This is a genomic window from Sinomonas atrocyanea (assembly GCF_001577305.1).
Lineage (GTDB): Bacteria > Actinomycetota > Actinomycetes > Actinomycetales > Micrococcaceae > Sinomonas > Sinomonas atrocyanea.
Genome location: NZ_CP014518.1, coordinates 1,217,706 through 1,240,116 on the forward strand (window position 1 = coordinate 1,217,706; position 22,411 = coordinate 1,240,116).

Annotated in this window: 18 protein-coding genes; 13 read left to right on the forward strand and 5 right to left on the reverse strand. The window is 71.6% G+C overall.

Annotation, left to right across the window (positions count from 1 at the left end):
* Positions 1-101: 101 nt before the first annotated feature.
* The 5 genes from SA2016_RS05740 (at position 102) to SA2016_RS05760 (ending at position 4,264) form a co-directional block, all read left to right on the forward strand.
* The gene (locus SA2016_RS05740; RefSeq protein WP_066496440.1) at positions 102-1,004 is read left to right on the forward strand and encodes a LysR family transcriptional regulator; all 903 of its coding nucleotides are present in this window, start codon (positions 102-104) and stop codon (positions 1,002-1,004) included.
* Positions 1,005-1,033: 29 nt separating this feature from the next.
* Complete coding sequence (locus SA2016_RS05745) at positions 1,034-1,840, forward strand: IclR family transcriptional regulator (protein WP_218030615.1); 807 nt, start codon at positions 1,034-1,036, stop codon at positions 1,838-1,840.
* Positions 1,841-1,935: 95 nt separating this feature from the next.
* Positions 1,936-2,958, forward strand: a complete 1,023-nt coding sequence (locus tag SA2016_RS05750; RefSeq protein ID WP_066496441.1) for a thiamine pyrophosphate-dependent dehydrogenase E1 component subunit alpha — start codon at positions 1,936-1,938, stop codon at positions 2,956-2,958.
* Positions 2,955-4,034 carry an alpha-ketoacid dehydrogenase subunit beta gene (locus tag SA2016_RS05755; RefSeq protein WP_084249338.1) on the forward strand — a complete coding sequence of 360 codons (1,080 nt, stop codon included), beginning with the start codon at positions 2,955-2,957 and terminating at the stop codon, positions 4,032-4,034. Before SA2016_RS05750 ends, SA2016_RS05755 begins: the two co-directional genes overlap by 4 nt.
* Positions 4,031-4,264, forward strand: coding sequence for a biotin/lipoyl-containing protein (locus tag SA2016_RS05760; RefSeq protein ID WP_066496443.1), 234 nt, complete (start codon positions 4,031-4,033; stop codon positions 4,262-4,264). The genes SA2016_RS05755 and SA2016_RS05760 overlap by 4 nt, the downstream gene beginning before the upstream one ends.
* A gap of 143 nt (positions 4,265-4,407) precedes the next feature.
* Here SA2016_RS05760 and SA2016_RS05765 read toward each other — a convergent pair whose 3' ends face one another.
* On the reverse strand, positions 4,408-5,526 hold the full coding sequence (locus SA2016_RS05765) for a VIT1/CCC1 transporter family protein (RefSeq protein WP_066496449.1): 1,119 nt from the start codon (positions 5,524-5,526) through the stop codon (positions 4,408-4,410).
* Between the two features lie 282 nt (positions 5,527-5,808).
* Here SA2016_RS05765 and SA2016_RS05770 point away from each other — a divergent pair, with 282 nt between their 5' ends.
* Together SA2016_RS05770 and SA2016_RS05775 are read left to right on the forward strand one after the other, a co-directional pair.
* The gene (locus SA2016_RS05770; protein WP_066496452.1) at positions 5,809-6,384 is read left to right on the forward strand and encodes a cupin domain-containing protein; all 576 of its coding nucleotides are present in this window, start codon (positions 5,809-5,811) and stop codon (positions 6,382-6,384) included.
* A 388-nt stretch (positions 6,385-6,772) separates the two neighbouring features.
* Positions 6,773-7,486 (forward strand): hypothetical protein, encoded by a 714-nt coding sequence (locus SA2016_RS05775; protein ID WP_066496454.1) that lies wholly within the window; start codon positions 6,773-6,775, stop codon positions 7,484-7,486.
* On the opposite strand, the gene SA2016_RS05780 is transcribed toward SA2016_RS05775, so the two are convergent.
* Positions 7,483-9,219: an LssY C-terminal domain-containing protein gene (locus tag SA2016_RS05780; protein ID WP_066496457.1), complete on the reverse strand. Its 1,737-nt coding sequence runs from the start codon at positions 9,217-9,219 to the stop codon at positions 7,483-7,485. The two genes, SA2016_RS05775 and SA2016_RS05780, sit on opposite strands and share 4 nt — an antisense overlap.
* 159 nt (positions 9,220-9,378) lie before the next feature.
* On the opposite strand from SA2016_RS05780, the gene speB reads away from it, so the two are divergent.
* From speB to SA2016_RS05810, 6 genes are all read left to right on the forward strand, one after another.
* Positions 9,379-10,359 (forward strand): agmatinase, encoded by a 981-nt coding sequence (gene speB / locus SA2016_RS05785; protein WP_084249339.1) that lies wholly within the window; start codon positions 9,379-9,381, stop codon positions 10,357-10,359.
* Between the two features lie 86 nt (positions 10,360-10,445).
* The gene (locus tag SA2016_RS05790) at positions 10,446-12,164 is read left to right on the forward strand and encodes a thiamine pyrophosphate-binding protein (RefSeq protein WP_066502065.1); all 1,719 of its coding nucleotides are present in this window, start codon (positions 10,446-10,448) and stop codon (positions 12,162-12,164) included.
* Between the two features lie 254 nt (positions 12,165-12,418).
* The gene (locus SA2016_RS05795; RefSeq protein ID WP_066496458.1) at positions 12,419-12,916 is read left to right on the forward strand and encodes a MarR family winged helix-turn-helix transcriptional regulator; all 498 of its coding nucleotides are present in this window, start codon (positions 12,419-12,421) and stop codon (positions 12,914-12,916) included.
* A gap of 16 nt (positions 12,917-12,932) precedes the next feature.
* The gene (locus tag SA2016_RS05800; protein WP_084249340.1) at positions 12,933-15,002 is read left to right on the forward strand and encodes an MDR family MFS transporter; all 2,070 of its coding nucleotides are present in this window, start codon (positions 12,933-12,935) and stop codon (positions 15,000-15,002) included.
* 149 nt (positions 15,003-15,151) lie between these two features.
* Positions 15,152-16,924: an ABC transporter ATP-binding protein gene (locus SA2016_RS05805; RefSeq protein ID WP_066496462.1), complete on the forward strand. Its 1,773-nt coding sequence runs from the start codon at positions 15,152-15,154 to the stop codon at positions 16,922-16,924.
* On the forward strand, positions 16,921-19,113 hold the full coding sequence (locus tag SA2016_RS05810) for an ABC transporter ATP-binding protein (protein WP_084249341.1): 2,193 nt from the start codon (positions 16,921-16,923) through the stop codon (positions 19,111-19,113). Before SA2016_RS05805 ends, SA2016_RS05810 begins: the two co-directional genes overlap by 4 nt.
* 35 nt (positions 19,114-19,148) lie before the next feature.
* On the opposite strand, the gene chcB2 is transcribed toward SA2016_RS05810, so the two are convergent.
* The 3 genes from chcB2 to chcC2 are packed head-to-tail and all read right to left on the reverse strand — an operon-like array spanning position 19,149 to position 22,395.
* Positions 19,149-19,892 carry a cis-4-hydroxycyclohexanecarboxylate dehydrogenase gene (gene chcB2 / locus SA2016_RS05815; protein WP_066496464.1) on the reverse strand — a complete coding sequence of 248 codons (744 nt, stop codon included), beginning with the start codon at positions 19,890-19,892 and terminating at the stop codon, positions 19,149-19,151.
* Positions 19,892-20,659 (reverse strand): trans-4-hydroxycyclohexanecarboxylate dehydrogenase, encoded by a 768-nt coding sequence (chcB1, locus tag SA2016_RS05820; RefSeq protein WP_218030616.1) that lies wholly within the window; start codon positions 20,657-20,659, stop codon positions 19,892-19,894. Before chcB1 ends, chcB2 begins: the two co-directional genes overlap by 1 nt.
* Positions 20,656-22,395 (reverse strand): 4-oxocyclohex-2-ene-1-carboxylate 5-dehydrogenase, encoded by a 1,740-nt coding sequence (chcC2, locus tag SA2016_RS05825; protein ID WP_066496465.1) that lies wholly within the window; start codon positions 22,393-22,395, stop codon positions 20,656-20,658. The genes chcB1 and chcC2 overlap by 4 nt, the downstream gene beginning before the upstream one ends.
* Positions 22,396-22,411: the final 16 nt, after the last annotated feature.

A 22,411-nucleotide genomic window follows, 5' to 3' on the forward strand; every position in this document is an offset into this window, starting at 1 on the left:
GGTACTCCTGGGCTCTGGACGGCGGGGTCTGGGTTCCAGTGTGGCCAGCGCCATAGCTTTTGTATAATCAATCAATCCGTACAGAACGATCAGGATTGCTTATGTCTTCGGAATTCACCCTCCGCCAGCTCGAGTACTTCGTCGCGGTGCTCGACGCCGGCTCCGTCACCGAGGCGGCCCGGCGCAGCAGCATCTCCCAGGCGGCCGCGTCCATGGCGATCGGCCAGCTCGAGCGCGCCCTCGGCGTCGACCTGTTCGTCCGGGCGCGGTCCAAGCGGCTCGTGCCCACAGAGGCCGGCACGGCGCTCGGCCTGCGGGCGCGGCGGGTGCTCGACGAGGCCGCCGAGATCCCCGCGAGCGTGCGCTCAGGCTGGGAGGAGCTGAGGGGGCGGGTCCGGCTCGGCTGCATGATCGCGATCAGCCCGCGCCTCATGCCCCGGCTCCTGGCCGAGACGGCGCGCCGGTGGCCGGAGATCGAGGTGGAGTTCGTCGAGGGCGCCGCCGAGGAGCTCCAGCGCGCCGTCGCCGACGGCGAGCTCGACGCCGCGGTGGTGTACTCGCTGCAGGCGGTGCCCGGGGTGGACTTCGTGACCCTCGCCGAGTCGCGGCCGCACTTCCAGCTGGCCGAGGGCCACCCGCTCGCGGGGCGTGCGTCGCTGCGCTTCGCCGACCTCGCAGAGTACGACGCGGTCCTCTTCGACGTCCCCCCGAGCGCCGAACGGGTCCTGGCGATGTTCGAGTCCGCGGGCGTGGCGCCGCGGGTGCGGTGGCGCAGCGTGGTGTCCGAGACGATCCGCGCGATCGTCGCGAGCGGGCTGGGCTATTCGGTGACCAACGTCTGGGAGGGCGTCGAGGAGCTGTTCCGCTCGAGCGGCGTGGTGCTCGTGCCCGTCGCGGACCCCACGCCGCACAACGCGGTGGTCGCCGCCGTCCCGCCGGGGCTGCGCCGCCCCCGCCGCGTCGACGCCGTCCTCGGGGCCGCCCGTGAGGTCACCGGCGGGTAGACTCAAAGTGATGTGATCCATGTCGCGGCATGCCGTTCCCCATAGGCGGGGACGGCGCCGTGCAGTCCTGGGGAGTCGTGACGATGAAGCCGGCCGCAGCGCCAACCCTCATCGCCTCGGTGAGCCGAGCGCTCGAGCTGGCCGACGCCGTCGCCCGTTCCTCGCGCCCGGTACCGGCCAAACAGCTCTCCCGGGCCACCGGGCTGAGCTTGGGGACCACGTACAACCTTCTCCGCACGCTCGTCCATGAGGAGTACCTCGCCCAGGAGCCCGACGGGTTCGTGCTCGGTCCAGCGCATCCCAGTCAGGCCGGTCTGGGTCCCGGCGCCCTCCTCGCCCGAGCGCGCGCTGCCCTCACTGGCCTTCGCGACCACCTCAACGCGGCCGCCTACCTGGGCAGGTACGCGGACGGGGAGATCGAGATCGTGGACATCGTGGACGGGCCCACCGCGCCGCGGGTGGACCTGTGGGTCGGGGTGCAGGAGAGTGCGCACGCCACCGCGTTCGGCAAGCAGATCCTCGCATCGCTGCCGGGCACGGAGCGCGCAGACTACCTCGCGCGGCACCCGCTCGTGTCCCTGACGCCCTACACCGTCCGCACCTCGGGGGAGCTCGAGCGGCGCGCCGTCCTCAGCCCCGGCCTCTCGGTGGACCAGCAGGAGTACGCGCTGGGCAGCAAGTGCCTGGCAGTGCCGGTGGCCGCCCGCGGCTTCATCGGCTCCCTCGCGGTGTCCCTGCCGATGGCTTCGAGGGCCTCGGCCGAGGATCTCGCCGGCCAGCTCGGCGTCGCCGCGGAGCGGCTCTCGGTGACCATCGGGACCGAGTTCACCATCTGAAATTCCGCCCATACCCCCTGCCCCCGCGCGCTCCTACGCTCAAGGCATCGGCACACCGCGGCAGTGAGGCCGCGGCCGAGCGTGATGGAGGAACCATGACAGTCCAGCATGCCGCCGCCCCTACGGGGCTCGCGGCCACGGAGCGCGTCGAACTGCTCCGCACCATGATCCTGATCCGTGCCTTCGAGGAGGCCATCCTGCGGGACTACCACGCGGACAAGAAGCCCGCCTGGGACATCGGCGCGGGCCTGATCCCCGGAGAGATGCACCTCTCCGCCGGGCAGGAGCCGGTCGCTGCCGGGATCTGCGCGCACCTCACCGCGGAGGATGCCGTGACAGCCACCCACCGCCCGCACCACCTCGCCATCGCCCACGGCATGGATCTGAACAGGCTCGCTGCCGAGATCTACGGCCGCGAGACGGGGCTCGGCCGCGGCCGCGGCGGGCACATGCACCTGTTCGACCCCGACACCCACTTCTCCTGCTCAGGGATCATCGCGGAGGGGTACCCGCCAGCGCTCGGGCAGGCGTTTGCGTTCCAGCGGCGCGGGACCGACCGGATCGCGGTCGCCGTGACGGGCGAGGGTGCGGCGAACCAGGGGGCGTTCCACGAGTCCCTCAACCTCGCGGCCCTGTGGAAGCTGCCGGTGGTCTTCGTCGTCGAGGACAACGACTGGGCGATCTCCGTCCCGCGCGCCTCCTCCACCTCGGTGCCCAGCAACGCGGACCGTGCGGCCGGCTACGGGATCCCGGGCGCGCGCGTGGAGGGCAACGACGTCGAGGCCATCCACGCCGCTGCCGGCGACGCCGTGGCGCGGGCGCGCGCGGGCGAGGGGCCGAGCCTGCTCGAGGTCCACACCCTGCGTCTGTGGGGTCACTTCGAGGGCGACGCGCAGGGGTACCGGCCTGAGCTTGCCGAGGTGCCCGAGCGCGATCCCATCCCCGCCTACGAGCAGGCGCTGACGGCCGAGGGCGTGCTGACCGCCGGCCGTGCCGACCAATTCCGGGCCGAGGCGGGACAGCGGGTTGGGGCAGCGCTCGAGTTCGCCAAGTCCTCGCCCACCCCCAGCCCGGAGGAAGCCCTCCGCTACGTCTTCACGGAAGGAGCCCCACGATGAGCATCACGGCAGAGAATCCGGCAGCGGCGGGCGCGCCGGCGCCGTCGTCCGTCCCCGTCGAACCCGAGGCGGGAACGCGGCGGCTCAATACGGCCAAGGCACTCCAGGAGGCCATCGCGTCCCAGATGGAGGCCAACCCGGAGGTGTTCGTCATGGGGGAGGACGTCGGAGTCTATGGCGGCATCTTCTCCTCGACCACCGGCCTCCTGGACAAGTTCGGGCCGCAGCGCGTCATCGACACGCCGATCTCGGAGACGGCGTTCATCGGCTTGGGCATCGGCGCTGCCGTGGAGGGCATGCGCCCGATCGTGGAGCTCATGTTCGTCGACTTCTTCGGCGTGTGCATGGACCAGATCTACAACCACATGGCCAAGATCCACTTCGAGTCCGGCGGCAACGTCAAGGTTCCGATGGTGCTCATGACGGCCACCGGCGGCGGCTATTCGGACGGTGCCCAGCACTCCCAGTCGCTGTGGGGCACGTTCGCCCACCTGCCGGGAATGAAGGTTGTGGTCCCGTCCACGCCGTATGACGCGAAGGGCCTCATGACCGCCGCCATCCTCTCCGACGACCCGGTCGTGTACATGTTCCACAAGGGCGTCATGGGCCTGCCGTGGATGGCCAAGAACAAGCGGAGCATCGGCGCGGTGCCCGAGCAGGACTATGTCGTGCCGATCGGCAAGGCCAAGGTGGCGCGCGAGGGCACGGACGTGAGCATCGTGACCCTCTCGCTGTCCGTGCACCACAGCCTCGACGTCGCCGAGAAGCTCGCGGGCGAGGGGATCAGCGTCGAGGTGCTCGACTTGCGCTCCGTCGTGCCGCTGGACCGCGAGGCCATTGCCGCGACCGCCGCCAAGACAGGCCGGGTGATCGTGGTGGACGAGGACTACCAGTCGTTCGGCCTCTCGGGCGAGATCGCCGCCACGCTCGCCGAGAACCCCTCGAGCCGCGGCGCCGCGTTCTCGCGGGTCTGCGTGCCGGACGTCCCGATCCCGTATGCGCGCGACCTCGAGTACGCGGTCCTGCCGACCCCCGCTCGGATCGAGGCGGCTGTCAGGGCGGCGGTGGCTGGATGAGCACGGAGGTCCGGTTCCCGAAGATGACGGACGCCGGCGACTCCTCGGGGGTGCTTGCGACCTGGTACGTCGAGGACGGGGAGCAGGTGTCCGAGGGACAGGTGCTCGCGGACGTCGCGGTGGAGAAGGTCGACGCTGAGGTCACCGCGCCCGTGGCGGGCACGGTGACACGCGCCGTGGACGAGGAGGCCGAGGTCGCCGAGGGGTCAGTGATCGCGACGATCGCGTAGGGACATGACCCCTCTAGCTAGGGAGATGACCCCTCAACGCAAGCACGGCGGTGAGGGGTCATGTCCCTGTGGTGAGTGGTCACGCAGGGGCCGGGCAACGAGCCCCGGCGACCACGCGGCGTCGTGCGGGGCTACGAGGGCCGCTAGCCCATGCCGACGCCGAAGAGGAACCCGAGCACGTACGTGACCGCGGCGGCGCCGAAGCCGATCGCGAGCTGGCGGAGGGCGCGGGTGAGGGGGGAGGCGCCGGCGAGCAGGCCCACGATCGCGCCGGTGCCCAGGAGCGCGAGGCCCACGAGCGCGGCGGCCACGACGAGGGCCGGGATCCCGACCATCCCGAACAGGAACGGCAGGATCGGCACGATCGCGCCGGAGGCGAAGAAGCAGAAGCTCGCGCCCGCGGCGCCCCAGGCGGAGCCGATGGCCTCGTGCTCGTCCTCGGACGTCTCGGCCTCGGGGTGCAGGGACAGGCTCGGGTCGCAGTCGCACGCGTAGTAGCCGAGGCGCTCGGCGGCGCGGTGCTCGGCGGCCTCCTGGCTCATGCCGCGCGCCTTGTAGACGAGCACGAGCTCGTTGGCCGTGAGGTCGAGGTCCGGCGCCGCAGCAAGGGTGACCTGCGTGGGCCGGGAGGCCGAGAGGAGCTCGCGCTGGGACCGGACCGAGATGAACTCGCCCGCGCCCATCGAGAGCGCGCCGGCGAGCAGCCCCGCGACGCCGGAGAGCAGCACCACGTGGCTCGCCACCCCGGACGCGGCCATCCCCGCCACGAGGGAGAGGTTGCTGACGAGGCCGTCGTTGGCGCCGAACACGGCCGCGCGGAACATGCCGGAAAGGCGCGTGCGGCCGCGGACCGCGAGGCCTCGGACCACCTCCTCGTGGATGCGCTCGTCCGCGGCCATCGCGGGCGTGGCGGAGGGATCGGTCGCGTAGGGGGAGCGGCCCTCGGCGCGCTGGGCCATCGCGAGCACGAACACGCTGCCGAAGTGCCGCGCCAGGAAGCCGATCAGCTGGCTGCGCAGCGACGCCGGGCGCGGGCGGCCCACCTTGTCGCCGAGCAGGGCCAGCCAGTGCGCCTCGTGCCGGCGCTCGGCCTCGGCCAGGCCCAGGAGGATGTCGCGCTCCTCGCCCGTCCGGCGGCTCGCGAGGGAGCGGTAGATCGCCGCCTCGGCCTTCTCATCGGCGAGGTACTGGCGCCAGCGGCGGATGTCGGCCGGGGTGGGCTCCCGACGGTGGCCGGGCTCCTGAGGGGTGGTGGTGTGCATGGGGTTCTCCTGCGGTGGACGGATGCTCGCGGCCCCGTTGCCCCAGACACTGTAGACCTTTTCGGGCACCGATTTCGGCCGGTGTCCCGTCATCCGGGACTTCGGCGCACCGCAATCCTGCGGTGCGCACGACGCCCGGCGGCGGCCCGTGCGGGCGGCGGGCGGCGCCGTCGTGCGCGCCACCGAAGCGCGGAGGTGCCCGGGAGGCAACAGACGTTGCTCTATGCTGGGGATGCAGCCCGCGCCGCCGCCGCGGGACCTGCCGCGCAGGAGAGAGAGCCCATGAAAGCACTGCCCGTCGAGCCGAGCAACGCCCCGGTGGCGATCGGCTCCCGCATCCGCGCCGCCCGGCAGTCCCAGCGCATGACCATCGAGCAGGTGGCCGACGCGACCGGCCTCACCAAGGGCTTCCTCTCGCGCGTGGAGCGCGACCTCACCTCGCCCTCGGTCGCCTCGCTCGTGACGCTGTGCCAGGTCCTCTCGCTCTCGATCGGCGAGCTCTTCGCCCAGCCGGAGACGCACCTCACGCGGGCTGCCGAGGCGCCGCGGATCTCGCTCGGGGGAGAGGGCATCGTCGAGCGGCTGCTCACGGCCCGCTCCGAGCGACGAGTGCAGGTGCTCCAGGCGGACATCGAGCCGCGCGGCGCCGGCGAGTCGGAGCTGTACGCGGTGGACTGCGATGTGGACGTGCTCCATGTGGTGCGCGGGCGGATCGACCTCATCATGGCCAACGAGCGCTACTCCCTCGCCGCGGGGGACACCCTGACGTTCCCCGGCCGCGAGCCGCACACGTGGGTCAACCCGTCGGATGAGCCGGCACGCCTCCTGTGGGTCCTCGTGCCCGCCGCCTCCCGCTGACCCTCCCGGTTTCGGGTACGCATCTCGCGGCCTTTTCCCGGTTTCGGGTACGCACCGCTGCGCGCCCGCGCGGGAGGCGGACGACGCCGCGCGGGCGCCGCACGCCGGCCCGTCGCCGGAGTGGGCGCCCGGGTGGTCTCCTGAAGCGGGCGGCGCGCGGGCGTGCAGCCGGAGGGGCGTCGGGCCGCGTACCCGAAACGGCGGAACGGCCACGAGATGCGTACCCGAAACGCCGGATCGCCCACGAGATGCGTACCCGAAACGGGGGGTGGGGCGGGGGCGTGTATCGCTTCGGCAACGGCGCCTCCCGCCTCTGGTCAAACGGTGACCGGGATGGAACAGTGGGCCTCGAGCGCGCGGTATCCATCGCGCTCAGGGGGATGACTCGATGCACTCCGCACCTCTTCGGGGGCGCCGGCGGCCTGCCGCGGTCCACACCGTCGTGGCGCTGTTCGCCGCCGGCGTCCTCGTCGGGTGCTCCGCCGGACCGTCCCCCGCTCCGCCGTCGGCCGCGTCACCAGGCGGCGCGTCACCGGGCGGGGCGACCTCCCAGGAGACCGCGGCGATCCACCGCTTCACGTCCCATCCGCTCTCCTTCCGCTACCCCTCCGACTGGTCGGTGGCGGCCGAGGTCCGCCCGATCGGGCCCGGCGGTGAGGTGCGCGAGACCGCCACGGTGGTCGACCGTGCGGGGCGCCGGCTCCTCGACGTCTTCGTCAACTGGGCCCCGCAGGACGTTGGCACGGAGGTCACCCGCGCCGTCCTCGACGCCGAGCCTGTGCCCGGGCTCGGCTCGGCGGCCGTGCGCCCGGGGTACTACGCCTTCTATGCGGAGACCGAGGCCGGCGCCGTGGGGCCGGATAGGGCTCCCGCGGTCACGTACTCGATGACGCTCTCCCCGGGGCGCCCGCTGGACGGCCCGGGCCAGCGGCACGGCGGCCCGTTCGACAGCACCGTCCAGATCGCCGCGGGGTACTCGGTCGGAGCCGACGCGAGCGCCGACCTCATGACGTTCCGCGACGCCGCCGAGGCCCTCCGCTGGCTCGGCTCGCCCGAGGGGCAGCGGCTGAAGGCGATCCTGACGAGCCTGACGGTGTACTAGGAGGCCGCGGCGGGCAGGACCACGAGGTCGGCCCTGCCGTCGGTGAAGAACTCGTCGCCGCTCGCGTTGTGCCCCATCTGCGGATCGGTCCGCTGGAACAGGCGCCCGGGAAGGCCGAGCGAGCCCGCGATGTAGCCCCGCTCGGCGTCCACATTGGGATCGATGTGATGGGTGGGCAGCTTGGCCGGGCCGGCGAACTCGATGCCGTCGTCGAAGCTGGCCGTCGCCTCCCACACGTTCCGGCCGTCCGGCGCGGTGAACCCGGTCCGCCAGATGCGGATGTGGTGGCGCTGGCGCAGCGAGTTCGCGGCGGTGGCCTTCTGGAACGCGAGGGTCTCGGGCTGGGCGTCCATGAACGCCGGCGTGACGGGCGCCGAGGCGTACTGGCCACCCTGGAACCCGACGGCGAAGGCCCGCAGGGTGTTGGCGAGTGTGGAGGGATCGGCCTCCTGCCATCCGGCGCGCGTGAAGGCCCGCACCACCTGCTCCTCGGAGCCGACGAAGACGAAGCTGGCCGGCTCCATGCGGCTCCCCGTGAGCGTCTCGCTGTAGAGCGGCAGCCGGGAGAAGGCCGCGGGGTCCAGCGACGGCAGTGCCTGGGTGGTCGCCTGCGCCGTGTGCTCCTGCGGGTGGACGAGCGCCGGCCCCAGCCCGGCCGCGAACACGAGCGCCGCCGCGGGGGCGAGCGCGATGGCCCGGCTCGGGATTCCGGGACGACGCCGGACTCGCCGGAGGGGGAAGCGGGCGGCGATCTCGAGCGCGCCGACGACGGCGGCGAGCAGCGCCGCTCCCAGGAGCATCCCTCCCCACACGTCGGAGACGTAGTGCGCCCCGAGGTACACCCGGCTCGCGGTCACGGCCAGGACCGCGAGGAGGTAGGCGGAGACCGTCAGGGTCCGCGCCCAGACCGAGCGGAGGGACTTGAACACGAGGTAGGCGATGATCCCGAACACCACCGTGGCCCGCACCGAGTGCCCGCTGGGGAAGCTCGGGGACGTCTCGACCACGAGCGCCAGTGCCGTGTCGGGTCGCGGCCGGCCGCCGATGTCCTTCGCGACCGTGAAGAGGAGCTCCTGCGCCGCCACGGTGCCCACCACGGCCGCCGCGAGGAGCCGTTCTCGCCGCCACCACAGGACGGCGACGGCGATCACCGCCATCACCAGGATGGACGGGAAGCTCCCGAGCGCCGTGGCTATGGTGAACACTGCCGTCTCGCCCGGCGTGCGGACCGACGGCATGAGGTGCTCGATCCGTGCGTCGACCTGCGTCAGCGGCCCCCGCGTGGCGACGGTGACGGCGAGCTTCAGGAACGCCACGAGTGGCACGGCGGCAATCACCGCGGTCGCGGTGAGCCAGAGGCCCGAGGCCCGGTCGAGACGGAACCTGTCCCGCAGCCAGGGGAGGGGCGCGGCCTCGGAGGTGAGGGCCCGCACCACGTGCTCGTTGGTGCGCAGCCCCGACCATGCGGACGCGGCAAGGGAGCGCATCACGGCCGTGGGCGCGGCGAGCGCGCGGACGAGCGCGAGCACGAAGACGGCGCCGAAGACCACCTCGAGGAAGACCGCTGCGAGGAAGAGCATCGGGGAGATGAACAGCGACAGGGTCCTGACCGCGTAGACGCCGGCCGCCATGAGCGCCGCCATCACGGCCGCCAGGGCGAGGTGCCGGCCGGGCCCGTGCGCGGTGCGGCTGTCCGTGCGGCTCTCCGGAAGGGTCTGCCGGTTCGCAGTCATGCCCCGATCCTTCCCCCGGGCGTCTCAGGAGAATCTAAGAAACGCGGGCGGCCGCGGCACGTCCCCGCGCCGAGGAGCTCAGCCGTAAACATCGGGTGCATATGGGGCAACCTGTGCGGTAGGGTGGGTCCACAGTTCCCCCACACTGGAAGGCCTGCCTTGGAAGAGCTGCGCATCGAGGAGAACGGCAACCTCGGTCCCATCGATTCGTCCCGCGTCCCCCGCTTCGCCGGGGCGGCGACGTTCGCCCGCCTGCCCCGCCTCGACCAGGTGGCCCGCGCGGACGTGGCGATCGTGGGCGTGCCGTTCGACGCCGGCGTCTCGTACCGCCCGGGCGCCCGCTTCGGCGCCAACCACGTCCGCGAGGCGAGCCGCCTCCTGCGCCCGTACAACCCCGCGCTGGACTCCTCGCCGTTCGCCAACGCCCAAGTCGCCGATGCCGGGGACATGGCCGTGAACCCGTTCAACATCCACGAGGCGATCGAGGCGATCCAGCAGGACGCGCTCGATCTGACGGCCGACGGCGCGCGCCTCCTCACGCTCGGCGGCGACCACACGATCGCCCTCCCGCTCCTGCGGGCCGCGTCCGAGCGGGCGGGGGAGCCCGTGGCGCTGCTGCACTTCGACGCCCACCTCGACACGTGGGACACCTACTTCGGCGCCGAGTACACGCACGGCACCCCGTTCCGCCGGGCGGTCGAGGAGGGCATCCTCGACACGGAGGCGCTCTCCCACGTCGGCACCCGCGGCCCGCTGTACGGCAAGCGCGACCTCGAGGACGACCGCCGCTTCGGCTTCGGGATCGTCACCTCCTCGGACGTCTACTACCAGGGCGTGCGCGAGGTTGTCGCGAAGCTGCGCGAGCGCATCGGCGCCCGCCCGCTATACGTCTCGGTGGACATCGACGTCCTCGACCCGGCCCACGCCCCCGGCACGGGCACCCCGGAGGCAGGGGGGATCACGAGCCGCGAGCTCCTCGAGATCCTGCGCGGCCTGCGCGGGCTCAACCTCGTCGGCGCCGACGTGGTCGAGGTCGCCCCCGCCTACGACGACGCCGAGGTCACCGCCGTGGCCGCGAGCCACGTCGCCTACGACCTCGTGACTCTCATGAGCGAGCTGCCTGCCGGCGGTGCCCGGTGAGTCCCGTCGAGTCGCCCTGGACGGGCGAGGCGCAGGCGCTCCAGGTCGCGGCCCAGGGAGCGCAGGCCCGGGAAGCATCCGCCGCGGTGGCGGCGGAAGGCGAGGAGGCCGGCGTCGTGCGCGGGGCCGGTCCCCGCAACGGCGGTGACCTCGTGGTCGAGACGCTCGAGGCGCTCGGTGCGAAGACCGTGTTCGGCATCCCCGGGCAGCACGCGCTGGGCCTGTTCGACGCCATGGGCCGGGGGAGCCTCTCCTTCGTCTCGAGCCGGGTCGAGAACAACTCGGCCTTCGCGGCGGACGGCTACTCGCGCGCCACGGGCGAGGTGGGGGTCCTCTTCCTCTCGACCGGCCCGGGCGCCCTGACCTCCCTCGCGGGCCTGCAGGAGGCCTACGCGACCGGCGTTCCGATGGTCGTCATCGCGAGCCAGATCCCGCTCGAGGGCCTCGGCGCCCGGCGCAAGGGCATGCTGCACCAGCTCGACGACCAGAAGGCCTCGGCCGCGAACGTCACCAAGAGCCAGCGGCTCATCCAGCACGCCTCCGGCATCCCCTCCGCCATCCAGGACGCCTGGACGGACGCGATCTCCTCCCCGCAGGGGCCGGTGTGGGTCGAGATCCCGCAGAACGTGCTCCTCGATCCCGTCATGGTCCCGCCCGTGGAGGACGCCCTCGCCGAGGCGGCGGACAACCCCCCGCGGGTCGAGCTGGTCCGCGAGGCGGTCAACTGGCTGCGCGGCGCGCGCCGGCCCGCCATCATCGCCGGCGGCGGCACCCGCCGCGGCCACGCCGAGGCCTCCCTGCGCCGCCTCGCCGAGCAGCTGCGCGCGCCCGTCATCTGCACCCCGGGCGGCAAGGGGGCCTTCCCCTGGGAGCACCCGCTCTCGCTCCAGTCGTGGATCGAGGACCGGCACATGACCGAGGTCCTCGAGGATGCCGACGTGCTCGTGGTGGTCGGCTCCTCCCTCGGCGAGGTCACCTCCAACTACTTCACGTTCGAGCCGCGCGGCCGGATCATCCAGATCGACGCCGAGCCCCGCGTGCTCGAGTCCAACCGGCCGGGCCTGGGCATCCGCGCTGACGCCGGGCAGGCCCTCGCCGCGCTCGAGACCGCCCTCGCGGCGCCCCCGGCCGGTGCGGCCGGCGCTGCCGCCGGGCGCGGCGCCGGCCCGGATTGGCACGGGAAGTCGCCCGAGGACGTGGTGGCGGAGGCGCTCGGGAAGGTCCGCGCGCGGCTCGAGTCCCAGGACCTGGCCAAGGAGCTGGCCTTCATGGCGGACGTCCGCGCCGCCGTGCCGGACGACATGCAGACCTTCTGGGACATGACCATCTCCGCCTACTGGGCCTGGAGCTGCTGGGACTCGCGCCGGGGCCAGTTCCACTCCGCCCAGGGCGCCGGCGGCCTGGGCTTCGGCTTCCCCGCCGCGATCGGCGGGGCCGTGGGCCTGGCCACGCTCGGGCGGCCGGCCCGGGTCCTGGCCGTCTCCGGCGACGGCTCGGCGATGTACTCGATCGCCGAGCTCGCCACCGCGCGCCAGCACAACGTTCCGGTCACCTGGCTCATCGTGGACGACGGCGGCTACGGGATCCTGCGCGAGTACATGGAGGACGCGTTCGGCAAGGCCACCGCGACCGAGCTCGCGCGACCCGACTTCGTGGCCCTCGCCCAGTCCTTCGGCGTTCCTGCCCGGCGCGTGCCGGTCGAGGGCGTGCGGGAGGCGCTCGAGGAGAGCCTCGCCGCGGACGGGCCCAACGTCGTCGTGGTCGAGACGCTCCTGAAGATGTTCGCCCCGACCCATCTCGGCTAGCCCCGCCCGGCCGGCCCCGCCTCCCGTCTGGGGGCGGCCCTCTAAGAGTCACCTTCTGGAAGTCACCTTCTGGGGGTCACGTTCTGGGAGTCACTCGATGTGACTCCCAGAACGTGACCCCCAGATGCGTATCGCCGCCGCGCACGACGCCGGTCCGTCGCCTCGTGTTACTAAGGTCACCTTCCGAATTAGTTTGCACAAGCAACCATCGACTGTATAGTTGTTGCAAGCAATCAATTGAGGAGGGGCGGCCCATGCCTGTCGATCCCGGAACGGCGCGCGAGCTGATCCACCGCGTCTTCGACCTGCAGCGGGTGGTCCGCTGCCTGTCGACCTCCGAGCTGAAGCACGGAGAGCTCGGCGTCGCATCGCAGGGCGTCCTGCGCGTGATCGGCGAGCACGGCGGCCGCGCCGTCGACCTCGCCGGCAAGCTCGGCGTGAGCGCCCCGGTGCTCAGCCGGCACCTCGCCGAGCTCGAGGGCCTCGGGCTCGTCGAGCGCCGCCGCGACCCCGACGACCGGCGCGCGCAGCTCGTCGGGCTCACCGAGCGCGGCTACCGGGTCCTCGAGGAGATCGAGGAGCACCGCATCCAGCGCCTCCAGGGCTACCTCGCCGACTGGGACGAGGGCCGCGCCGCGGCCGCCGTCGCCGCCATCGGACAGCTCTCCGAGGCCCTGCGCTCCAGCTCCGGCCACCGCCCCGCCCCGACCACCACACCGACCGACAAGGAGGAAGCCCTTGCAGCCCGCTGACGCGGCGGCTCCGCAGATGAGCCACAAGCAGATCCTCGAGGCCCTCACCGGCCTCCTGGCAGCATTCTTCACCGCGATCCTCTCGAGCACGATCGTCTCGAACGCCCTCCCGACGATCATGGCCGACCTCAAGGGCACACAGACCGACTTCGCGTGGATCATCACGGCCTCACTCCTCGCGAGCGCGGTCACGGTCCCCATCTGGGGCAAGCTGGCCGACCTGTTCGACAAGAAGCTGCTCACGCAGCTCAACATCATCATCTTCGTGATCGGGTCCGTGGTCGCCGGGATCTCCCAGAGCATCCCCGAGATGATCGCAGCCCGTGTAGTGCAGGGCATCGGCATGGGCGGTCTCATGGCGCTCGCCCAGGCGATCATCGGCGCCATGATCCCGCCGCGGGAGCGCGGACGCTACTCCGGCTACATGGGCGCCGTCATGGCCGTCGGCACGGCTGGCGGCCCGCTCCTCGGCGGCTTCATCGTCGACTCGCCCCTCGGCTGGCGGTGGACGTTCTTCGTGTGCGTGCCGCTCGCCGTCGTGTCGCTGATCCTGATCCAGGCCACGCTCAAGCTCAAGCATGTCCGCCGGCACGCGAAGATCGACTGGCTCGGCTCGCTGCTGCTGAGCGCCTCGGTGAGCACCGTGCTCATCTGGGTCTCGTTCGCGGGGCAGCCGGGCTACTACGACTGGTGGTCGTGGCAGACCGGTGCGATGCTGGGCGGCGCACTCGTCGGGATCGTGCTGCTCATCATCGTCGAGTCCAAGGTCGCCCAGCCGATCATCCCGCTGAAGATCATCGCGGACCGCACGACGGCGCTGAGCATCATCGCCTCCGCCGCGGTCGGCGTCTCGATGTATGCGTCCTCGTCCTTCCTCGGCCAGTACTTCCAGGTGGCGCGCGGCGCCACCCCGACCGAGGCGGGCCTCCTCACGCTGCCGATGATCGCGGGCAATTTCCTCGGCTCGGTCGTCACAGGCCAGCTCATCACCCGCTTCGGGCGGTGGAAGGGCTATCTCCTGGCCGGAACGGTGTTCACCGCCGGCGGCATGGGGCTCCTGGGCACGATCGACCACACGACCGACCTCGCCGTCACCGGCGTGTTCTCGTTCGTCCTCGGCCTGGGCCTCGGCATGACGATGCAGAACCTCGTCCTTGCGGTCCAGAACACGGTCCCGGTGGCCATCATCGGCACGGCGAGCTCCACCGTCGCGTTCTTCCGTTCGGTCTTCGGGGCCATCGGCGTCCTCGTCCTCGGCACGGTCCTCAACAATCGCTCGACTAATCTCATCACCCAGGGCCTCGCGGCCAAGGGGATCAAGGTCCCGGCCGGCTCCACCGGCGGCGCGAGCCTGGACTTCAACGACATGCCGGCCCCGTTGGCGGGCGTCGTCCGCGCGGCCTTCGGCGACGCCTCGGCCGAGTCCTTCCTGGTCGCAGGCATCATCGGCGTCGTCGCAGTGCTCGCCGTCCTCTTCATCAAGGAGGTCCCGCTGCGCCGCACCGTGGACATCGTCAAGCCCGCCCAGGCCGGCGGCGCCCCCGGCGCGAACCCGGCCACGGCCTCCCTTCCGTCCGTCGCCCCGATCGGAGCGCACGACGCCGCCGCCTCGCCCGAGGCGCCCGGCTCGCCGTCGTCCGTCCCCGCCGCAGACGAGGGCGAGCCCGTCAGGGCCGGACGGCCGGCCGCCGCCTCGGCGCGCCGGGCAGCGATCCGCGAGGTCCTCGCCGGCGCCGAGGGGGAGGGCGCGGCCCTGGACACCGAGCTGGCGCTGCTGCTCGCCGAGTCCGCCCCGGCCGCCGCGCAGGCAGCCGCACCCGCCGCCGCCGGCACGCTCGAGGCGCTGCAGGAGACCCAGCGCATCCTGGCGCGCCAGCAGGCCCAGCTCGCCTCGCTCATGGAGCGCCTCGCCGACCAGCTCGACGAGCAGCAGCGCCTCGCCGCCGAGCAGGGCGCTACCGCGAAGGCCCAGGGGGAGACCGCGGCCCAGCTCGCCCAGCTCCAGCAGGAGCTCGACGCCGAGCGGCAGCTGCAGAAGGAGGCGGCGCTGTACCTCGCCACGCGGGGGCGGCACAGCGCCAACTGACGGCACCGGACACAACGGGCAGCCTGCGGACAGAGCACGTCCGCAGGCTGCCCGTTTAGTCCTCAAGGCGGATGCCCGCGGGCGTGCGCCGGGCCTACGCTGGACACGCCCCGCTCGGCACCGGCGGGAGCCCGACCGCAAGGACCTCGATGCTCCTCACTCTCATCCGGCGCTACGGCGCCCGCTACTGGCCGTGGATCGCCGCCGTGGTGGTCTTCCAGCTCGCCACGACGATGGCCACCCTGTACCTGCCCAGCATCAACGCCCAGATCATCGACCAGGGCGTGGCCAAGGGGGACACGGACTACATCTGGCGCCAGGGCGCGCTCATGCTGGGCATCGCGTTCGTCCAGGTCCTCACGGCGATCGCCGCGGTCTACTTCGGTTCGAGGACGGCCATGGCGTTCGGGCGGGACCTGCGCCAAGGGGTGTTCCGCAGGGTCACCTCCTACTCCGCCCAGGACCTGCAGCGCTTCGGGGCGCCCACGCTCATCACGCGCGGCACCAATGACGTCCAGCAGGTCCAGATGGTCATGCTCATGGGGCTGAACTTCATGGTCTCGGCCCCGATCATGTGCGTGGGCGGCATCATCATGGCCCTCAACGAGGACGCCGGGCTGTCCTGGCTGGTCTGGGTGTCGGTGGGCGTGCTGTTCGCCGTCGTCGGATTCCTCGTCTACCTGCTCATGCCGCTGTTTAGGAAGATGCAGTCCCGGATCGACTCCATCAACGGCGTGCTGCGCGAGCAGATCATCGGCATCCGCGTGGTCCGCGCGTTCGTGCGCGAGCGGTTCGAGGAGGAGCGCTTCGCGGACGCCAACCGGGCCCTGACGGACATCTCGCTCAAGGTCGGGCAGATCTTCGTGCTGATGTTCCCGATCATCATGCTGCTGCTCCAGGCCGCCACCGCGGCGGTCCTGTTCTTCGGCGGCCACCGCGTCGACTCGGGGGACATGCAGATCGGCTCGCTGACGGCGTTCATGCAGTACCTGCTCCAGATTCTCATGGCCGTCATGATGGGCACCTTCATGGCGATGATGATCCCGCGCGCCACCGTATGCGCCGACCGGATCGGGGAGGTCCTCGGCGTCGAGCCCTCCATGGGCGAGCCCGCCGAGCCCGTGGTGCCGGAGAAGGCCGAGGGCGTCGTCGAGTTCCGCGATGTCTCCTTCGCGTACCCGGGCGCCGAGGCCCCCGTCCTCAGCGGCATCTCCTTCACCGCCCGCCCCGGACAGACCGTGGCCGTCATCGGGTCGACGGGCTCGGGCAAGACGACCCTGCTGAACCTGATCCCGCGCCTGTACGACGCGGCCGAGGGCGAGGTCCTGCTCGACGGGGTGCCGCTGGGGCGGATGCCGCGCCACGAGATCACCTCGCGCGTGGCCATGGTCCCGCAGCGGCCGTACCTGTTCTCCGGCACGGTCGCGCACAACCTGCGCTTCGGCAAGGAGACGGCGTCCGACGGCGAACTCTGGGACGCGCTCGAGGTCGCGCAGGGCGCCGAGTTCGTCCGCGCCAAGCCGAAGGGGCTCGACTCGCCCATCTCGCAGGGCGGCACGAACGTCTCCGGCGGCCAGCGGCAGCGGCTCTGCATCGCCCGCGCGCTCGTGGCCCAGCCCAAGGTGTACCTCTTCGACGACTCCTTCTCGGCCCTCGACGTCGCGACCGAGGCGCGGCTGCGGCGCGCCCTCAGGGACCGCACGCACGGGGCGACCATGATCGTCGTCGCCCAGCGCGTCTCCACCATCATGGGAGCCGACCAGATCCTGGTCCTCGACGGCGGGAAGATCGTGGACCGCGGAACGCATGAGGAGCTGCTCGAGACGTCGCCGACGTACCAGGAGATCGTCCAGTCGCAGATCAGCGCCGAGGAAGTCCAGAGCGTCGCGGGAGCCGCGGGAGCCACGGGGGAGCAGGCATGAGCCAGGACAGCACGCGCGCCGCGGCGCCGGACGCGGAGCCTGAGGAGACCGGGGCCGAGGAGGCCCCGGCGCCCAGGAGCGGCCACGGAGGCGGCGGGTTCGGGCAGCAGATGCCCACGCAGAAGGCCAAGGACTTCCGCAGGACCGCCCAGCGGCTCCTCGGACTGATCCGCTCGGAGATGGGCTGGATGGCCGTGGTGGTCGTCTTCATCATCGTCTCGGTGGTCCTGTCCGTGATCGCGCCCAAGATCCTCGGCAAGGCCATGGACGTCATCTTCGCCGGGGTGATCGGCAAGCAGATGCCGGCCGGAGTGACGAAGGACCAGGTCATCGCGGGCCTGCGCGCCCAGGGCCAGAACAACGTCGCGGACATGCTCTCGGCCATGAACCTCGTGCCCGGGCAGGGGATCGACTTCAACGAGCTGACCCTCCTGATCGCGGTCATCCTCGTCATGTACTTCGTGGCGAGCCTGTTCATGTGGGCGCAGGGGTTCATCCTCAACCGCGTCGTGATGCGGATCGTGTACCGGCTCCGCCGCGACGTCGAGGCCAAGCTCAACCGGCTGCCGCTCGGGTACTTCGACACCCGCCAGCGCGGAGACCTGCTCTCCCGGGTGACCAACGACGTCGACAACGTCCAGCAGGCGCTCCAGCAGGCCTTCTCCCAGCTGCTCTCCTCGATCCTGCAGGTGCTGGGCATCATCGTGATGATGTTCATCGTCTCGTGGGAGCTGGCCCTCATCGCCCTCGTGGCGCTGCCGCTCTCCGCGGTCGTGACGGGCGTGATCGGCACGCGCAGCCAGAAGCTGTTCAAGGCGCAGTGGCGGGACACGGGCATCCTCAACGGGCACATCGAGGAGTCCTTCTCCGGCCACGAGCTGGCCATCCTGTTCGGCCGCGAGAAGGAGATGGTCGAGGGCTTCGACGGCAAGAACGAGGACCTCTACCGGGCGTCCTTCGGCGCCCAGTTCGTCTCGGGCATGATGTTCCCGATCATGAACTGGATCAGCTACCTCGCGTACGTTGGCATCGCCGTCGTCGGCGGCCTGCGCGTGGCCGCCGGCCAGATGACGCTCGGCGACGCGACCGCGTTCATCCAGTACTCGCGGCAGTTCACCCAGCCGCTCGGCCAGATCGCGGGCATGGCGAACATGCTGCAGTCCGGCGTGGCCTCGGCCGAGCGAGTGTTCGAGCTGCTCGACGCCGAGGAGCAGGAGCCCGAGACCGCCACGCGCCACCTGCCCGCGGCCACGGACGGGCACGTCGACTTCGAGCACGTCTCCTTCTCCTACACGCCGGACAAGCCGCTCATCGAGGACCTGTCCCTCACCGCCGAGCCCGGCCACACCGTGGCCATCGTGGGCCCGACGGGCGCGGGCAAGACCACGCTCGTGAACCTCGTCATGCGGTTCTACGAGATCTCCTCCGGCCGGATCCTCTTCGACGGCGTAGACATCCGCGACCTCTCCCGGGACGAGCTGCGTTCCAAGGTGGGCATGGTGCTCCAGGACGCGTGGCTGTTCGGCGGCACGATCTACGACAACATCCGCTACGGCAACCTCGACGCGACCGAGGAACAGATCATGGCAGCGGCGAAGGCCACCTATGTGGACCGGTTCGTGCGGTCCCTGCCGGAGGGCTACAGCACCGTGATCGACGAGGAGGGGACCAACATCGCCGCTGGCGAGAAGCAGCTCATCACCATTGCGCGCGCGTTCGTGGCCAACCCCTCCCTGCTCATCCTCGACGAGGCCACGTCCTCGGTGGACACCCGCACCGAGCTGCTCGTGCAGAAGGCCATGCGGGCGCTGCGGACCGACCGGACCTCGTTCGTGATCGCCCACCGGCTCTCCACGATCCGGGACGCGGACACGATCCTGGTCGTGGAGAACGGCTCGATCGTCGAACAGGGCCGGCACGAGGAGCTGCTCGAGCGCGGGGGTGCCTACCACCGGCTCTACATGAGCCAGTTCGCCGGGGGCATCGACGTCGAGGCGGAGGAGGCGGCGGCCTCGGCCGGGGCGCCCCCCGCACCTGACCTCTCAGCCCACCCCACCGGGCCCGTCCCCGCCCCTCCCGTTCCCGCCCTCCCTCCCGTTTCGGGTACGCATCTCGTCGCGATTTCCGCCTTCCGGGTACGAGCGCGCGTACCCGGAAGGGGTTTTCGGCGACGAGATGCGTACCCGTAACGCTGCGGGGTGACATTCGGTGCTGGCCTGGTTCCTCACACCGCCGTATAGCCGCCGTCGACGGCAACCACGGCGCCCACCACGAAGGACGCCGCGTCCGAGGCGAGGAACGCGATGGCCTCCGCGATCTCCTCCGGCCTCGCGAGCCGGCCGATGGGCTGCTTCGCGGCCATCGAGGAGCGCACCGCCTCGGGAAGCCCGGCTACGAGGGGGGTATCGGCGTAGCCGGGGGCGACGGCGTTGACCCGGATCCCGCGCGCGGCGTAGGTCACGGCGGCAGAGCGGGTGAGGTTCGCCACGGCGGCCTTGGCCGCCGAATAGGAGGTGCTGTTGGGCTGGCCGACCGTGCCGAGGATCGAGGAGACGTTCACGATCGCCCCGCGCCCGGCGGCCACCATGTGCCGCAGGGCGTGCTTGCCGCACAGCGCCACGCCGGTGAGGTCGATCTCGACCACACGTCGCCACGCGGCCACATCGAGCTCGTGCAGCGGGGCCTTCGGTTCGGCGATGCCCGCGTTGGCCACGAGGATGTCGAGCGCGCCGAACTCGCTCGCCGCGCGGTCCATGAGCGCCGCGACCGAGTCCTCCTCGGTCACGTCCGTGGGGACGAACTGCGCGCGGTGACCGTCGTCGCGGAGGGCGCGCGCGACGTCGTGCGCCCCCTCCGCGACATCGCCGATCACCACGGCGGCTCCCTGGGCGGCGAGCAGCCGCGCCGTCGCCTCCCCGATGCCCGACGCCGCGCCCGTCACCACCGCGACCCGCTCCGCGAACCGCACTACGCGTCCTGGCGCAGGTTGTTTCCAGCGGTCTCGCCACCGTCGATGGCGAGGCTCGCCCCCGTCATGAAGAGCGACTCGTCCGAGGCGAGGAACAGGATCAGGTCCGAGATCTCCTGGGTGTCCGCGTCGCGGCCGAGGGGGATCTGGCCGAAGCCGCGCGCGAGGCCGGCCGTCATGGGCGTGCGGACCGAGCCGGGGTGGACCGAGTTGACCCGGATGCCATACGGGCCGAGGTCCATGGCGCTCGTCTTCGTGAGCCCCTGCACGCCCCATTTCGCGGCGGCGTACGCGGCGCGGTTCTTGAACCCGACGAGTCCGGCGATCGAGGAGATGTTGATGATCGACCCGCCCGCGGCCTTCATGTGCGGCACGGCGGCCTTCATACCCAGGAAGTTCCCGGTCAAGTCGATCTCGATCGTCCTGCGCCACTCGTCGACGTCGGCGTCCTCGACGGACCCGCGCGTGAAGATGCCCGCGTTGTTGACGAGCACGTCGAGCCGTCCGAAGCGGTCGACGGCGGCCTCCGCCGCCCGCTCCCAGCTCGCGTAGTCGGTGACATCGAGGTGCACGAACGACGCGACGTCGGCCCCCGTCTCGGCGTTGATCTTCGCCGCGAGCGCCCCGCCCTCCTCCTCGAGCAGGTCCGCGATGACGACGCTCGCCCCGTGGGCGGCGAGCGTGCGCGCATGGGAGGAGCCCATCCCGCGCGCCGCGCCGGAGATCAGCGCTACCTTCCCGGCCACGCGGTCCGACATCCGGGTCATCGCTCGGCCCCCTCGGTGACCGCGGGCCCCCGCTCGACCCCGCGTTCGGCGGCCAGTTGAGCGATGTCCCGCCCGGCACGGTAGCCGAACACGAGGGCCGCGCCGATGTGCGAGCCGTAGCCCGGGTAGCCGCCGCCGAACACGCTGCGGGCGGCCGCGCCCACGGCGAAGAGGCCGGGGATGGGAGTGCCCTCCTCGGTGACCACGACGTTGTCCGAGTCCACGGCGATGCCCGCGAACGTGCCGAGGTCGCCCATCTGGATCTTTGCCGCGTAGAACGGGCCCGCCTCCAGGGGCGCGAGGTTCGGATTGGGCTTGTGCTCCATGTCGCCGCGGAAATGGTTGTACTCGGTTGAGCCGCGTCCGAACTCGGGGTCCTCGCCCGCCCGTGCACCCACGTTGAACTCGGCGACCGTCTGCTGCAGCCCGGCGGCGTCGACGCCGATCCTGCCCGCGAGCTCAACCAGCGTGCCTCCCTTGACCAGGTACCCCGTCCTGTAGAAGTAGCCGCGCGGCATGGGCCACGGCTTGGCGTAGCCGATCCCGTACTTGTGCATCGTCTTCTCGTCCGCGATGACCCAGCCGAAGGTCTTGTCCTCCCCGGCGTTGTGGGCGATCATCTCCCCGCCGAAGTCGTGGTAGCTCAGGGCCTCGTTGCCAAAGCGTTTCCCGTGCCGGTCCACGGCGATGAGGCCCGGCAGGCCGATCGCGCGCAGGTGCGGGAAGAGCCGCTGGCGGCCGTCGCGGAAGCGGAACACGGTCACGGGAGCCCACGAGCCCACGGAGGAGACGGCGTCGTCGATGTGCCCGCCCGCCGCGATGGCCATCGTCGCGGCGTCGCCGCCGTGGCCCACCGTGGGGGTGAAGTGGTCGTCACCGGCCGCGTCGTGCGGAAAGTACCTCTTGCGCAGCTCGGTGTTGCCCGAGAAGCCGCCCGCGGCGAGGATCACGCCGAGCTTGGCCTCCACGCGCACGGGATGCTCGCCGCCGAGCACCGCCCCGGTGACGGCGCCGTCGTCGCCCCTCGTGAGCTCCAGGACGGGGGAGGACTTCCACATCCGCACGCCCGCGTCGTAGGCGCTCTTGACCATGAGGGTCATGAGGGCGTTGCCGTTCGAGCGCAGCACGGGGCGGCGGTAGCGGGCAGCGTCGAACCAGGTGCGCAGCAGCTTCTTGGCGACGTAGACGAAGGACTTCACGGACTGGTTGACGTGGAAGAACTCGTTGATGTCCGGGCCCACCTGGGGCATGTATCCGAACACGGTGTAGGAGGACATGTACGGCTGCATGAGCAGGCGCCTGTCGCCGAGGATCCGCGCGTCGGTGTCCTTGGGCAGGATCGCGCGGCCGCCGAGGCGCGCCCCCGGCAGGTCCATCTGGTAGTCGGGCGCCTTCTCGGGGTAGACGAACTCGACCGCGGTCTGGCGCTCGAAGAAGTCCAGCGCCTCGGGCACGGTGTCGAGGAATTGCGCGACGCCGTCGGCGTTGTAGGTGCCGGGGGCGAGGTTCTTCAGGTAGGTCTCGACCTCCTCGCGCGTGTCCCCGGCGGCCACGCCGGCGCGGTTGCCGGGCACCCAGGCCCAGCCGGCGGAGATCGCCGTGGTCCCGCCGAAGTACTCCTCCTTCTCTGCGACGATCACGCTGAGGCCCTGGCTGGCCGCCTTGAGCGCGGCCGCCATGCCCGCGGCGCCGGATCCGACGACGAGGACGTCGCAGGCTGCTGTCTTCTGTCCCATGGGGTTCTGAATCTCC